Genomic DNA, 14,601 nt, shown 5'->3' on the forward strand with positions numbered 1-14,601 from the left:
GAAAGCGCTTCCTACCTGTTGCCCCCGCGAAGGCGCGGCCGTTTGACTGTCCCCGCACGGGACGGCCAAGTCGGCGCCTTCATGAGGGAGTTGCATGTGAGACCCATCGCACGAGCCCACCGTCTGACAGCCCTGACCGCGGCGGGGCTGCTGGCCGCGGCCGGGCTGCTGACGTCCGCCTCCACGGCCGTCGCGGCCGGCCCGGCCGCCGCCGGAGAGGCCGTCGCCCCGGCCGCCGCCGACGCCCCGGCCTGGGAAGCCATCACCTTCGGCCAGTCCACCGACCTCAACTTCGCCTCCAACGTGCTGCCCGAGAAGGTCGGCTTCAACTACGCGGCGCCCGAGCATCCCGGCACCATCGACGGCCGCGTCGTCATGGAGAGCCGGGGCGGCAAGATCGCCCCCGGGCACGACGGGCTCACCTTCTACCACACCACCCTGAACCCCCGGACGGACAACTTCGTCCTCACCGCCGACATGACGGTCGACCAGCTCGGCCCCGAGACCGGCGGCGCCGTCGGCTCCCAGGACAGCGCCGGCATCATGGTGCGCGATGTGAACGGCGGGGCGCGCCAGGACCCGATGGTCCTCGGTTACGAGGAGGTGCCGGCCGCGTCCAACATCTTCGCCTCCGGTGTCATGCGCCAGGGCGTCACCGCCATCCAGCGCACCGGTGTCGTCAAGCCGTACGGCAACACGGGCAGCAGCATGAGCGCCACCGCGTTCACCACCGACTCCCGTTACGCGCTGCCGCTCGGCACCCCGGTGACCCTCCGACTGGAGCGCACCGACACCGAGTTCATCATCTCCTCGACCTTCACCCACGTGGGCCAGCCCGTCACCTTCGAGCGGCGGGTGACCGGCGCGGACTGGGTCCAGGACATCGACCCGGACCATATGTACGTCGGCTTCTACGCGGCCCGCAACGCCAAGGTCACCTTCGACAACGCCCGCCTCGAACTCTCCGAGGCGCACACCCAGCCCCGCCCGGCGACCGAGCCGGTCCCGGTGAAGCCCGCACTCACCGTGCTCTCTCCGCCGGTGACCAGCGGCCTCGACTACCCGCTGCGGGCCCGCCCCAATGTCGATGGCACGGTGGAGTTCACCGACGCGGCCGGGACCGTACTGCACCGTGCGCACACCACCGCGCACCGTACGGTCGGCCACCGCGTCACCCTCACCGCCGAACGGACCGATTTCGGGCTGCGCTTCATCCCGGACGACGCCACCTCCGGCGGCCCGGTGAGCCAGTCGCTGACGGTACGGACGAAGGCGTACGGCGAGCGCGGTGACGGCGCCGTCGTCCACGCGGCCCCCGAGGGCGCGGCCACCGCCGCCGGCACGGCCGCCGACCCCGTCGACCTCGCCACGGCGCTCGCGTATGTCGCGCCGGGCGGCAAGGTGCTGCTGCACGGCGGTACGTACCGGCCGACGGCGACGGTCGGGCTCGACGCCGCGTACAGCGGCACGAAGGACCGGCCCAAGACCGTCAAGCCGTACCGCGGCGCTCAGGTCGTGCTCGACGGCCGCGGCACCCTCCCCATCACCCTGCGGCTGGACGCCGACCACTGGCGCTTCGAGGGCTTCCGCGTCACCGGCGCGACGGGCAACGGCATGCGGGTCAGCGGCAGCCACAATGTCATCGAGCGCATGCTCTTCAACTACAACATGGACAGCGGTTTCCAGATGTCCGGCAGCGGCGACAACTCCGCCCTGTGGCCCGCGCACAACCTGATCCTCAACAGCGAGTCGCACGACAACCGGGACCTCACCGACATCAACGCCGACGGCTTCGCGGCGAAGCTCGGCGTCGGCGCCGGCAATGTGTTCCGGGGCAATGTCGCACACCACAACATCGACGACGGCTGGGACCTCTACAACCGCGTCAACGAGGGCGCCAACATGCCCGTCCTCCTGGAGAACAACATCGCCTACGCCAACGGCCGCCTCAGCAACGGCTATCACGAGGACGGCGACACCGGGAACGGCTTCAAGGTCGGCGGCGAGGGCCTGCCCGTCGCCCATGTCGTACGCGGCAACATCGCTTTCGACAACAACATGGACGGCTTCTCGGACAACTTCAACCCGGGCCCTCTTGAGCTGTCCCACAACACCGCGTTCGACAACAAGCGCTTCAACTTCATCATGCGCTTCAACCCCTACTTCTCCGTCGAGGAGCAGGGCGTCTACCGCGACAACCTGTCGTTCCGCACCCCGGACGGGCGCGGCGGCGACACTCCCGTACGCGACTACATCTCCGGCGACACCGACCGCACCAACGTCCTCTTCGACGGCGAGCGCGCCACCAACGAGGACGCCACCACCATCGCCCGGGCGCGCGACTTCCGCTCGCTGACGCTGCCGGGCACGTACACCAGGCACAAGGACGGCTCGCTGATCTACGGCGACTTCCTCCGGCCCACCCGCCACTCGCTGCTCAACACGGCGGGGACGAAGGGCGGTTGGATCGGCGCGCTCGACGGCGGCAGGCTGCGCTGACGCGCGGGCTCACGTCTGCTCTTCGGTCTCCGCCGTCCGTCCGCCGGGTCGGGGGAGACCGAAGAGAACCGCCCGTCGACTTTGGTCGGCTGTCCAGGGCCGGGCGGGGTTTGTACGGTCAGCGGTATGACAGCAGAGGCCGGTAGAGGCACGAGTACGAGTGCGAGCACGGGTACGGGTACGGGGACGGGAACGAGACGACTGGCGGATGTCGACGCGTTGCGGGGCTTTGCGCTCCTGGGGATTCTGCTCGTCAACATCCCGTTCTTCGCAAGCGGTTACACCCTGCCGGGAGTGGCCGATCCGGCCCGGACGGCCTGGCACGACGGGGTCGCCTCGGGCCTGATCCAGTTCGTCTTCGAGGCGAAGTTCTATCTGCTCTTCTCGTTCCTCTTCGGCTACAGCTTCACCCTCCAGCTCGACTCGGCCGCCGCGCGCGGCGTCGGCTTCCGGCCCCGCTTCCTGCGCCGGCTCGGCGCGCTGTTCCTGATAGGCGTGGCCAACGCGGCGCTCCTCTACTACGGCGACATCCTCATCACGTACGCGCTCTTCGGGCTGCTGCTGTTCCTGATGCGCGGCATCAGCCCGCGCCGGGCGCTGTGGGTGGCCGGGATCATCACCGGCGTCTTCGTTCTGCTCTTCCTCGCGCTGGCCACGGCGGTGGCCCTGTTCGACGGGTCGTCCTCGCCCACCGCCGCGGAGCACGCGAAGATGCTCGCCGACGGCCGGGCGGCCACCGAGGCGATGCGGGGCGGCCCGTGGTCCGTGATCGCGGACCGGGTCTCGGAGCTGACGACGACCCTCCCGCTCACGATCTTCATCCAGGGCCCACTGGCCTTCTCCGCCATGCTGGTGGGGCTGGCCGCCGGGAAGCTGCGCGTCCTGGCGGACCGGGGCGCGGACCCGGCGGCGTACGGGCGGAAGCTGCGCACGATCCAGTGGATCGGCTTCCCGGTGGGGCTGGCCGGCTCGGCCTTCTACACCTTCGCCAGTACGGACAACCTGTTCGCGGGCGGTCTGCACTTCCTGACCGCGCCCTTCCTCACCGCCGCGTACGTCGCCACGCTGCTGCGCTTCTTCCGTACGGTCCGGGGCGGCCGGGTGGCGGAGGCGCTGGCCCGGCCGGGGCGGATGGCGCTCACCAACTATCTGAGCCAGTCCCTGCTCTGCGTCCTGATCTTCACGGGCACCGGCCTCGGTCTCATCGGCCGGGTCCCGTACGCGGGGGTCATCGGTATCGCGCTGGCGATCTACTCCGTACAGCTGCTGTGGAGCGCGTGGTGGCTGCGGCGGTTCCGGATGGGCCCGGTGGAGTGGCTGCTGCGGGCCGCGACGTATCTGGAGCGGCCGGCGATGCGCGTACGACGCCAGGAGGGGGCGGATGGCGGGTCGGGCGGCGGGTCCGGCACCGGGGCTGAAGCGCGCTCCGAGGCCACGCGATCGGCCTGATTATCGAAGTTTTACATACCCACCCCGTGGCTCAAATGCGACCTCCGCGACCACGGACCCCCATACCGGCCCCGTGACACGGGGCCGTAACCAAGAGCGCCCTCAACCCCCTGTTCCCGGTCGATTACAGTGCTGCGCAGCCGCTGCGAGGCACAGGGTGAGGGAGGGGCGCGTGAGCACACCGTCCGGTGCCATCTGGGGCCGTGTGGAGCAGCAGGACTTCCGCAGCCGGGTGCGGGGCTGTCTGCTCGGCGGCGCGATGGGCGACGCGCTGGGCGCGGGGGTCGCGATGATGACCCTCGACGAGATGCGGGCGGCGTACGGCGCCGAGGGCGTGGTGGACTTCGTCCCCGCGTACGGCCGCCGGGGCGGGGTCACCGCGGCGACCCAGCTGACCCTCTTCACCGTCGACGGGCTGATACGGGCCCAGATCCGCCGCGACACCGGCGCCTGGCATCCGCCCACCGACGTCTACCGCGCCCATCAGCGCTGGGTCGCGACCCAGCGCGACTGGGGCCCCGATCTGCGCCGCAAGGACAACGGCTGGCTCGCGCAGGAGGAGTGGCTCTACGCGCGGAGGGACCCGACGATCTCCACCCTCACCGGCTTTGCGGGCGAGGTCATGGGCTCGCTCGACCAGCCGAGGAACCCGATCGCGCGAGACGCGGGCGCGCTGGTGCGGTCCGCGCCGTTCGGGCTGCTGGTGGGCTGGGAACCGCAGCTGGTCTGCCAGCTGGCGCTGGAGTGCGCCGTGCAGTCGCACGGCTCGCCGGGCGCGTATCTCTCGGCGGGCGCCTTCGCCGCGATCGTGCACGCGCCGGCCCGCGGCGAGACGCTGGAGACGGGCGTGGAACGCGCCCTCGCGCTGCTCGCGCCGCGCCCCGGCCACGAGCCGGTGACGGAGGCCCTCCAGCAGGCGATGGCCGCCGTACGGCAGGGGGCGCCGGGCCCGTCGGTGATCGCGTCGCTCGGCGAGGGCCGGACCGCCGAGTCCGCGCTCGCCGTCGGCGTCTACTGCGCGCTGGTCGCCGAGGACGTACGGCAGGGCCTGCGCCTCGCCGTCAACCACGACGGCCCCTCCGCCGCGACCGCGAGCCTGTGCGGCGCCCTGCTCGGCGCGCTGCACGGGGAGACGGCCCTGCCGCCGGCCTGGGTGGCCGAGCTGGAGGGCCGTCCGACCCTGCTGGAGATGGCCGACGACTTCGCGATGGAGATGACCCAGGGCCGCGCCCTGCACAGCCCGTCGGAGACGGCATCGGGCTGGCTGGCGCGCTATCCGCGGGGGTAGGGGGGTAGGGGGCGGGCCGTACGGACGCCCGCGCCCGCGCCCGGGCCCGGCTCCGCCGCGTACCGTCAGCCGCCCGAGGACCCCGAGTCCTCCCGCTTGCCGTGCTTCCCCCGTGTCGCCTGCGTCCCCTGCGCGGGCACCTTCAGCGACTCGGCCGTCAGCCCGGACCCGTCCCCGTCGCCCTGCCCGTTGATCCGCGCCAGCAGTACGTCGCGTGCCGGCGTGTCCTCCGGCTTCAGGAAGCCGATCACGATGTAGAGCACCAGCGACACCGCGAGCGGTACGGAGACCTGGTACTGGAGCGGGACCCCGCCCGACACGTTCCAGTTGATCGGATAGTTGACCAGCCAGAAGGCCAGCAGCCCCATCGACCAGCTGGTGAGCGCGGCCGTCGGGCCCGATCTGCGGAACGTCTTGAGCATCCCGAGCATGAACGGGATCGCGATCGGCCCCATCAGCCCCGCCACCCACTTGATGACGACGGTGATGATGTCCTTGAACGTCGGCGAGTTGACCTGGGTCGCGACGGCCATCGACAGCGCCAGGAAGGTGATGGTCGACAGCCGCGCCGCCAGCAGCCCCGCCCGCGCCGACCAGGTGCGCGCCGCCTTGGAGAGGGTGGGGGCGATATCGCGGGTGAAGACGGCCGCGATGGCGTTCGCGTCGGAGGAGCACATGGCCATCGTGTGCGAGAAGAAGCCGACGATGACCAGGCCCAGCAGCCCGTGCGGCAGCAGCTGTTCGGTCATGAGGGCGTACGCGTCCGACGCGTCGGGCTTCTCCGCCGTCACCAGCAGCGGCGCGCACCACATCGGGAAGAACAGCACCAGCGGCCAGACCAGCCAGAGGACGGCGGAGAGCCGGGCCGAGCGGGTCGCCTCGCGGGCGTTGGCGGTCGCCATGTAGCGCTGCGCCTGGTTCCACATGCCGCCGTTGTACTCGAACGTCTTGATGAAGAGGAACGCGAGCAGGAAGGTGACGGTGTACGGGCCGGCCGTCGGTGACGCGTGCCCGTCCGGGAGCTTGTCCCAGACCGTCCACAGCGCGCTGAACCCGCCCAGCTCGCCCATGACGGCGACGAGCATCGCGATACCGGCGAAGAGCTGGATGATGAACTGCCCGAGTTCGGTGAGGGCGTCGGCCCACAGCCCGCCGATGGTGCAGTAGATACCCGTGATGACACCGGTGATGAGGATGCCCTGGTTGAGGGAGATACCGGTGAAGACGGAGAGCAGGGTGGCGATGGCGGCCCATTTGGCGCCGACGTCCACGATCTTCAGCAGCAGCCCCGACCAGGCGAGGGCCTGCTGTGTTCTCAGGTCGTAGCGGTTCTTGAGGTATTCGAGCGGCGACGCGACGTGTAATCGGGAGCGCAGCCGGTTCAGCCGGGGCGCGAAGAGCTTGGAGCCGATCCCGATACCGATGGCGATGGGCAGGGACCAGGTGACGAACGAGGTGACGCCGAAGGTATAGGCGATGCCCGCGTATCCGGTGAACATCACCGCGCTGTAGCCGGACATGTGGTGCGAGATGCCCGACAGCCACCAGGGCATCCTGCCGCCGGCGGTGAAGAAGTCACTGACATTGTCCACGCGTTTGTGCGACCACAGGCCAATCGCGATCATCACACCGAAGTAGGCGATGAGCACGGTCCAGTCGAGGCTGTTCATATCCCCTCCAGGGGTTCCGCCTTATGAACCATGGAGTGCCGGAGGGATTGAACCGCCTAGTTCTGGGGCGGGTCAAGACATCGCGCAGTCATAGATATGAACAGAGGTCAGGAAGCCGAACGACGGCCGACGGGCTGCCGCGCGGGCGATGCCACCCGGACGCGGGCATGACCGAGCCCCCTCGGCCAGGACGGCGGACCGGTCGAGAGGGCTCTTCAGTGGTGCGTGGTGCGGGGCGCGGGGTGCCGCGCCCGGGTGGCGCTTCGGTCCCGGCCTCAGCCGCGGTCGAAGGCGCCCGTGGTCATCTGCTGCACGAACGCGTTCCACGAGGTGGGCGCGAAGGAGATCGACGGCCCCTCGGGGGCTTTCGAGTCCCGGACGGCAATGGTCTGGACGACGGGGGACTTGACCTCTACGCATGCGCCGTTTCCGCCGGAGTACGAGGACTTCGTCCACGTGTCCGTAGCGCCCTGAAGAATTGCCATGTTCGCTCCGGTTCAGCAAGTGATGTGAAATAGCGCCAACTTCTCGCTGGCATGATCGACGCTACTCGCCCCGGTCCTTGCGCGGGGGCGGCGTTCACTCGTACGGATGGCTAATAGGGGAACGGGCTTACGGAATACTCCAGTTGGAGGGTATAATCCCCTCGCGCCTGTTGACGGAAAATGGATCTGTCCGACTATTTCGGGTGATGCGGCGCGGAAACGACGTGCGAAACGAGTACGAGGCGACGTGCGAAGCCCGTGTGAAACGGTGCGCGAAACGGCGCGGTCCCGGGAGCACGGGGGATCCGTGGTCCCGGGACCGGAATGGGGCCCGTTCGGTGGGCGCCTCAGCGCTCGGTGTAATCCTTGATGATCTTCGAGATGAAATCCCGCGTCTGCTCGACATTCAGCGCCTGGGCGCGCAGGTGCTCGTACATCACGCTGTAGCGCTGCACGTCATTCGCCTTCTCCAGATAGAGATCGCTGGTGACGCCCTCGATGTACACCACGCTGGAGTCCGCCGCGTCCGGGAATTCGAGAATCGCGTAATGCCCGCTGATCCCGGGGTGCGCGCCCATCTCGAAGGGCAGCACCTGCACGGTCACATGCGGGAGTTGCGACTGCTCGACGAGATGCTCCAACTGCTCGCGCATCAGCTGCTTGTTGCCGACCACCCGGCGCAGCGCCGCCTCGTCGACCACGGCCCAGAGCCGGAGCGGATTGTCGGGCGTGTTCACCCGGTCCTGGCGCCGGAGCCGTACCCCGACGCGCTTCTCGACGTCCGGCGCCGGCGCCTCCGGCAGGGCCCCGTTGATCAGCGCCTCGGCGTACGGGCGGGTCTGGAGCAGCCCCGGGACGACCTGGGGCTCGTACACGCGGAGTGACGCCGCGTCCGTCTCCAGACCGATGTAGACGCTGTACGGGATATCGCCGAACGCGTGCCACCAGCCCTGCTGGCGCGAGTCCTTGGCCATTTGCATCAGCGAGTCGACGATCCGGGCGTCCTCGACCTCGTACACCCCGCAGAGGTCGCGCACATCGCGCTGGCTGATGGAGCGGCGGCCGTTCTCCAGCCGACTGATCTTCGACTGGGACACGAGCAGGCGCTCCGCCACCTCTTCGGCGGTCATGCCTTTGAGTTCGCGAAGCCGACGCAACTCCTGGCCCAATCGGCGTCGCCTGACGGTGGGATTGACGTTGGACGCCACGGGAAACTGCACCTCCGGCTGCGTAACTGGTGTAGCTGTACGTATCTACTGCTGAGCAGACTGCCACCAAAGGTCCCAACTGCGCTGGGAAACGGCCACAGAGACGTATGCGCCGGTCTGCGCCCCGGACGCCGCACGCCCTTCCGCGCGCCCTGGCGCCCCCTGCGGGTGCGGGGCGGGTACGGGGCCGACCCCCGGGGTGTCCGCGGGCCCGTGAGACCCGCCTGGGGCCGCCTGAGGCCGCGTGAGCCCGCCTGGGGCCACCCGTCGAGTGAACGCACAACGCGCGGGGTGGCCGAATGGTTTCCGGCCACCCCGCGCGTCTTGTGCGGCTCCCGGACCGGGTCTGGGGACTGCGATACGGCGGACTGCGATACGGCGGACTGCGGTGCTGCGGTTCGAGCGGTTCGTGCGTCCTGCGGTCGTACGGTCCTGCGGTGTGCTGCGGTCGTACGGTCGCGCCGGGACGCACGCGTACGCACCGCTCAGTGCGCCGGCACCCGGTCCATGCCACCGCGCTGCGGCTGCATCGGCACGCCGCCTGGCGGCCTGCCACCCCCCGGAACGCCGACGGCGCCCTGGGCGGGGTTACGGCGTGGCTGAGCGCCCGCGCCGTTCTGGACGTCCATCACGGCGTGTGCCACGAGGCCGCCCATCGGGTCGTGCCGGATCAGATCCCGGAGCCGGGAGCGCGAGGAGCGCCCCTCGTTCCCGGGGTAGAGGTGCTTGCCGAGTCCGACCGCATGGGCCAGCGCGGCGAGCGCCGCGGTCCGCGGGTCCGGCGGAACGCCGGTGCGGATCGCATTGTCCAGCCGGGTCTTGATCTCCCGGCTGATCGCCGTCTCCGTCGCCTGGTAGCGCGTTGTCGGCAGCACCCCGCACATCTGGCCCGCCACGGCATGCACCATGCCGCACCGTTCCAGATGCGAGAGATAGGTCTGGCGAAGTCCCAGTCGGGGCCCGCCAATCCAATGGACGGCCCGGACCGGACTGCCGCGTCTGCGCAGCAGTTCCAGTGCGGAGTCCAGAGTCGGATCTCCGGTCGGCCGTGGCATCACCACGGCGATACGATCCCCATCAGGGGCTATCCGTCCTGCCAGAGCCAGCTCTACTAGCTGTGCTCCGGCCAGGCCGAGGTCGAGCGACTGCGGCTGCGCTGTGGTACCCGTGGCCGGGTCCAGAGCGAGCAACAGAAGCTCCTCCGGAATTGTTCTGCGGCTCCTGCCCATCCATGCCTCCCCGCGTGGATGAATGACAGGGTGACCCCTCTCACAATGGTCTGTCGAGGGTGCCTGGGTGCTTTGTGTGGGAACCGTTATGTATGTCGTTCTCGTCTAGCACGTGGGCCGAGGTCTCAGAGCAGGACACTGATAGATGCTTCGGACAGTGCGGTACGTCGGATGAGACATGAAGGAGACGCGGTGGCGGGCGAGTCCCCCGGTAAGTCGGAGCAGCGGAAGTCATCGGGGGAGTCAGCCCCGGGAGAGCAGGATCCCCGGCTCTCAGTCTTCCGTGAAACGGCGACGGAGAGGAGCGGAACGGCCGAGAAGGCCGAATCCGGTCCTGGCTCCGGATCGGGTTCCGCGGTGTCGGTGATGGTCGCGACCGCAAATCGTACGGAGGAGCCCGAGACGCCCGGCGGGGCCGGCGGGGCCGGCGAGGACTCCGACGAGTCGGACGGCGGGCCGATAGCCAAGGAAGAAGAAGCCGAGGAGCCCAAGCCCAAGGCGGAGGAGCCCAAGGCTGAAGAGGTCGAAGAGGCCAAGGAGCAGGAGGCGGACGCGAAGGCGCCCTCCTGGGCCAAGCCCGCCGCCGTACCGGAGGCAGAGGCCGAACCGGAGGCCGAACCGGAGGCGGACGCCTCACAAACCGCACCCGCCTCACCCGCCTCATCCACCACTTCCGGCGAAGACGCCTCAGGCGCCCCTGAGGCCCCAGAGAGCACCGAAAGCACTCCTGCCCCCGCCAAGGGCTCCGAGGCCGCTGAGGACCCCGCCAAGCCCGCTCCGGACCCCGAAGCGGATGCCGACCGGCCCGCCGCAGAGCCCGAGGGCAAGGCGGACGACAAGACGGACGGCAAGACGGACGCCGAATCCGGCGCCGAATCCAGCGGCGAATCCGTCAGCGAAGCCAGCGACAAGAGCGACAAGCCGGCCGACTCGATCGACCGGCCGACCACCGTTTTCAAGGCCCTGCCGCGCCCCGCCGTCGACCAGCCCACCACCGCGCTCAAGATCCCCCCGAGCCTGCGGGACAAGGCGAAGCCGGAGGCGCACAAGGCCGACGAGCCCAAGCCGGACGAGCCGAAGAGCAGCACGTTCGTCCCCCTGCGCCGCGACGACAAGCCGACCCCGGCCCCGGCCGCCGCCACGAGCACCACCCCCGGCAAGGCGAAGCCCGCCACTCCCGCCCCCGCCGTCACCTCGCCCGTACCGACACCGCCCGCCGCGGCCACCGCCGCGTTCCCCGAGGCCGAGCGCACCCGGCAGCAGCCCATGCCGCCGATGCCGCCGCTCGATCTGCTGGCCGAGCTGACCAACACCCCGGAAACGGCGGCCCGCAAGGCCGTCCGCCGGGTCAAGATCTGGACGCCGCTGGTCGTGCTCGCGGCGATCGTCTTCGTCATCATCCAGGCGGTACGCCCGCTCCCGGCGCCGGAGTTGACGCTCTCGGCGGACGCCGGCTTCACCTTCGACGGGGAGAAGCTCGACATGCCGTACCCCGGCGAGGGGCAGGGCGCCGTCGAGGTCGAAGGTGTCGGCGCCATCGGCACCTTCGGTGAGCAGAAGCCCGCGCCGATCGCGAGTGTCGCCAAGACGATGACGGCCTACGTGATCCTCAAGGAGCACCCGATCAAGGGCGAGCAGGACGGCCCGGACATCAAGGTCGACAAGAAGGCGGGCGAGGAGGCCGACCGGCCGGACGAGTCGGTGGCGCCCATCAAGACGGGCCAGAAGTACACGGAGAAGCAGATGCTGCAACTCCTGATGATTCCCTCGGGGAACAACGCCGCGCGGTTGCTCGCTCGTTGGGACTCCGGTTCCGAGGACGCGTTCGTCGAGAAGATGAACGCCGCCGCCAAGGAACTGGGCATGACGGACACGACGTACACGGACCCCAGTGGCCTGGACGCGGCCACCGTGTCCACGCCCTTGGACCAGATCAAGCTGGCCAGGGCCGTCATGCAGAACGATGTCTTCCGGGCCATCGTCGACATGCCGCAGGCCGACATCCCGGGGATCGGCAAGACGATCTACAACAACAACACGATTCTGCTGGAGCCGGGGGTGGGCGGAATCAAGACCGGTTCGTCGACTCCGGCCGGCGGCAACCTCCTCTGGTCCGCCAATACGGTCATCGATGGCAAGCCGCGCCGGATTCTCGGCGTAGTGATGGGTATGCAGAAGGCCGGCACGCTCGACGAGAAGCTCACGCTCGCCAAGCAGGAGAGCCTGAAGCTGATCCAGGCCGCGCAGGCCGGGGTCCGTTCGGAGACCGTCCTCAAGAAGGGCGATGTCGTCGGTTATGTCGACGACGGGCTCGGCACCCGTACCCCCGTGGTCGCCACCAAGGACCTCAAGGCGGTCGGCTGGGGCGGTTTCAAGGTGAAGGTCGCCCTGGACGAGGGCGGTGAGACCGTTCCGCACTCCGCCGCGGCGGGCACCGTGGTGGGCAGGGTGACCGCGGGCAAGGAGTCCGTTCCGGTGGCGCTCCAGTCCGCGCTGGCAGAGCCCGGATTCGGCGCGAAGCTGACGCGTCTGGGCTGACGGCCCGCGACCGCCTGTGTGCCCGTCGGTGCTTCCGGCGGGCACACAGGCGTTTTCGCGCGAAGGCGCGGGTGCGCAGCGAAGCCGATCAGTGACGGATCGAAATCGATCCGCTCATCCCTCCCACGCGTGCTAGCGTCGCGAAACGGACATCTGCCCGTCGCGGTCCCCGATGCGCCGATCGGGCAACCTTCGGAGGCGGGGCGGCGTCCCTGGGACTGCCGGGGGGCGGCAAGCCGGGCAGACGACGGTGAGACGGGGAGACGGAGAGCCGCAGTGACCACCGCTGAGCCGACGCGCGCCGGCAGCACGTCCGATGCTGTGTCCGATGCCACAATCGACGCCGACGCCGACGCCATGCCCGAGGCCGTGGCCGGCAGCCCGCCCGTCGCTCCGCGAATAGACGTCCCGGCGCCACGGCCCAGCGGCGACACCGGCGACGTACCGCCGAGGGACAGCGACCCGCGTACCGGCATCCGTACCCGCCTCGAACCCCTCCGGCTCCGCGTGCTGCGGCACCCCGTCCTCTTCACCGCCGTCGTCGCCGGCGCCGTCCACGTGCTGTGGTTCTTCTTCTTCGCCAACAGCGGCGGCGACATCGCCGCCCAGGACGCCTGGGCCGAGTTCGTCGGGCGGCACCCGGACTCCGCGTACAACCTCGCCTGGTACGGCGGGATGCACCCCGTCTCGTACAGCGTCGTCTCGCCGTATCTGATGTCCGTCCTCGGTGTCCGGACGACGATGATGATCGTCGGCACCGTCGGCGCCGCCCTCACCGCGCTGATCCTGGTCCGGGTGCGGGCCGTCCGTAATCCGGTGGCGTGCTCGCTCGTCGGGGTCTTCGCGTATCTGTGCAACGCGCTGTCGGGGCGCGTGACGTTCGGGCTCGGTGTGATGTTCGCGGTCGGCGCGGTCGCGGCGGTGTTCTGCTGGCCGTACCGCTGGCGCCGCAAGCGCTGGCTCAAGGGGGTCGCGGCGGCGCCGCTGGCCGCGCTGGCGACGGCGGCGAGCCCGGTGGCCGGGCTCTTCCTCGGTGTCGTGGCCGCCGCGCTCTTCCTCAACAAACGGCGCCCGGGGGCGTACGCGCTGGGGCTCGCGCCCGCGGCCGTCGTGGCGCTCTCGGCGTGGCTGTTCCCGTTCTCGGGGACGCAGCCGATGTCGGTGGGGACGGCGTCGCTGCCGTTCATCTTCTCGGTCGTCACGTTTCTGCTCGTACCGAAGGAGTGGCGTACGGTCCGGGCCGCCGCGGCGGTCTACGGCATCGGTGTGCTGCTCACGTACGTCATCGACTCGCAGATCGGCTCCAACGTCTCGCGGCTCGCGATGATCATCGGCGGGGTGGTGCTGCTCGCGGCCCTCCCGTACGCACGGCCCCGCTCGCGCCGCTGGTACGCGCTGGTCCTCGCCGTCGTCGGGCTCAACTTCTGGATCGGCTTCAAGGGCGTCGACGACATCGTCCGTACGGCGCCCGCCGCCTCGTGGACACGCGAGCTGGCGCCGCTGGTGTACCAGTTGCAGCGGGTGAAGGCGGAGAAGGGCCGGGTCGAGGTCGTCCCCGCCAGCAGCCACCGCGAGGCGTCGGCGCTCGCCCCGTACGTCAATCTGGCCCGCGGCTGGAACCGGCAGGCGGACATGGAGCGCAACCCGCTCTTCTACGACGACACCCTGACCCCCGACAGCTACCGCGCCTGGCTCGACCGCTGGGCCGTGCACTACGTGGTGCTGCCGAAGGGGCGGCCGGACGCGGGCGCGGGGCTGGAGGCGCAGCTGGTGGAGGAGGGGCTGCCGTATCTGGAGCGCCTCTGGGGCGACTCGAACTGGCAGCTCTTCGCGGTGAAGGACCCGATGCCGCTGGCCGACCCGCCGGCCACGGTGGACCGGGCGGGCGCGGGCGAGCTGACGATCCAGGTGCGGTCGGCGGGCCGGGTGCTGATCCGGATCCCGTACTCGCCGTGGCTGGGGCTGGTCGACAGCGACGGCAAGAGTGTGCTGCCGCCGCAGCAGACGGAGACCTCGAAGGCGGACCCGGAGAGCCCGAAGGTCTTCACCAACCCCAACGGCTGCCTGATGAAGGCCGAGGCGAACGGGGACGGCGACGAGTGGACGGAGCTGCTGGCCCCCCGGCCGGGCGTCTACCGACTGGCGGCGCCGTACCGGCTGCCGCGGGGCACGGGGTGCCCGGAGGAGATGCGGTAGCCGGTACGACGACGGGGTGTCAACGCTCCGCCGTCCGGT

General features: G+C 70.1%; 9 protein-coding genes. 5 read left to right on the forward strand and 4 right to left on the reverse strand.

Annotated features, from left to right (window positions below; translation table 11 throughout):
- Positions 1–96: 96 nt before the first annotated feature.
- From DVK44_RS19990 to DVK44_RS20000, 3 genes are all read left to right on the forward strand, one after another.
- Complete coding sequence (locus tag DVK44_RS19990; protein ID WP_228447273.1) at positions 97–2,499, forward strand: right-handed parallel beta-helix repeat-containing protein; 2,403 nt, start codon at positions 97–99, stop codon at positions 2,497–2,499.
- Positions 2,500–2,625: 126 nt separating this feature from the next.
- The gene (locus tag DVK44_RS19995) at positions 2,626–3,948 is read left to right on the forward strand and encodes a DUF418 domain-containing protein (protein ID WP_114660883.1); all 1,323 of its coding nucleotides are present in this window, start codon (positions 2,626–2,628) and stop codon (positions 3,946–3,948) included.
- 172 nt (positions 3,949–4,120) lie between these two features.
- Positions 4,121–5,236, forward strand: a complete 1,116-nt coding sequence (locus tag DVK44_RS20000; protein ID WP_114660884.1) for an ADP-ribosylglycohydrolase family protein — start codon at positions 4,121–4,123, stop codon at positions 5,234–5,236.
- Positions 5,237–5,301: 65 nt separating this feature from the next.
- Here DVK44_RS20000 and DVK44_RS20005 read toward each other — a convergent pair whose 3' ends face one another.
- The 4 genes from DVK44_RS20005 to DVK44_RS20020 form a co-directional block, all read right to left on the reverse strand.
- Entirely contained in the window at positions 5,302–6,906 is a 1,605-nt protein-coding gene (locus tag DVK44_RS20005; RefSeq protein WP_114660885.1) for a sodium:solute symporter family protein, read from the reverse strand.
- Between the two features lie 275 nt (positions 6,907–7,181).
- Complete coding sequence (locus DVK44_RS20010; RefSeq protein ID WP_114660886.1) at positions 7,182–7,391, reverse strand: DUF397 domain-containing protein; 210 nt, start codon at positions 7,389–7,391, stop codon at positions 7,182–7,184.
- Positions 7,392–7,738: 347 nt separating this feature from the next.
- Positions 7,739–8,599 (reverse strand): helix-turn-helix domain-containing protein, encoded by an 861-nt coding sequence (locus DVK44_RS20015; RefSeq protein ID WP_114660887.1) that lies wholly within the window; start codon positions 8,597–8,599, stop codon positions 7,739–7,741.
- Between the two features lie 485 nt (positions 8,600–9,084).
- Entirely contained in the window at positions 9,085–9,828 is a 744-nt protein-coding gene (locus DVK44_RS20020) for a GOLPH3/VPS74 family protein (protein ID WP_114660888.1), read from the reverse strand.
- A 366-nt stretch (positions 9,829–10,194) separates the two neighbouring features.
- On the opposite strand from DVK44_RS20020, the gene DVK44_RS20025 reads away from it, so the two are divergent.
- Together DVK44_RS20025 and DVK44_RS20030 are read left to right on the forward strand one after the other, a co-directional pair.
- Complete coding sequence (locus tag DVK44_RS20025; RefSeq protein WP_331461613.1) at positions 10,195–12,366, forward strand: D-alanyl-D-alanine carboxypeptidase; 2,172 nt, start codon at positions 10,195–10,197, stop codon at positions 12,364–12,366.
- A gap of 357 nt (positions 12,367–12,723) precedes the next feature.
- Complete coding sequence (locus tag DVK44_RS20030; RefSeq protein ID WP_408055406.1) at positions 12,724–14,562, forward strand: MFS transporter; 1,839 nt, start codon at positions 12,724–12,726, stop codon at positions 14,560–14,562.
- The last annotated feature ends 39 nt before the right edge of the window (positions 14,563–14,601 follow it).

The sequence above is a fragment of the Streptomyces paludis genome (genome assembly GCF_003344965.1).
Lineage (GTDB): Bacteria > Actinomycetota > Actinomycetes > Streptomycetales > Streptomycetaceae > Streptomyces > Streptomyces paludis.

Bases quoted from the DNA above. Each gene is read 5' to 3' on its own strand.
- DVK44_RS20010 (WP_114660886.1), bottom strand. From the start codon at position 7,391: ATGGCAATTCTTCAGGGCGCTACGGACACGTGGACGAAGTCCTCGTAC.
- DVK44_RS20025 (WP_331461613.1), top strand. From the start codon at position 10,195: ATGGTCGCGACCGCAAATCGTACGGAGGAGCCCGAGACGCCCGGCGGG.
- DVK44_RS20030 (WP_408055406.1), top strand. From the start codon at position 12,724: ATGCCCGAGGCCGTGGCCGGCAGCCCGCCCGTCGCTCCGCGAATAGAC.
- DVK44_RS19995 (WP_114660883.1), top strand. From the start codon at position 2,626: ATGACAGCAGAGGCCGGTAGAGGCACGAGTACGAGTGCGAGCACGGGT.
- DVK44_RS20020 (WP_114660888.1), bottom strand. From the start codon at position 9,828: ATGGGCAGGAGCCGCAGAACAATTCCGGAGGAGCTTCTGTTGCTCGCT.
- DVK44_RS20005 (WP_114660885.1), bottom strand. From the start codon at position 6,906: ATGAACAGCCTCGACTGGACCGTGCTCATCGCCTACTTCGGTGTGATG.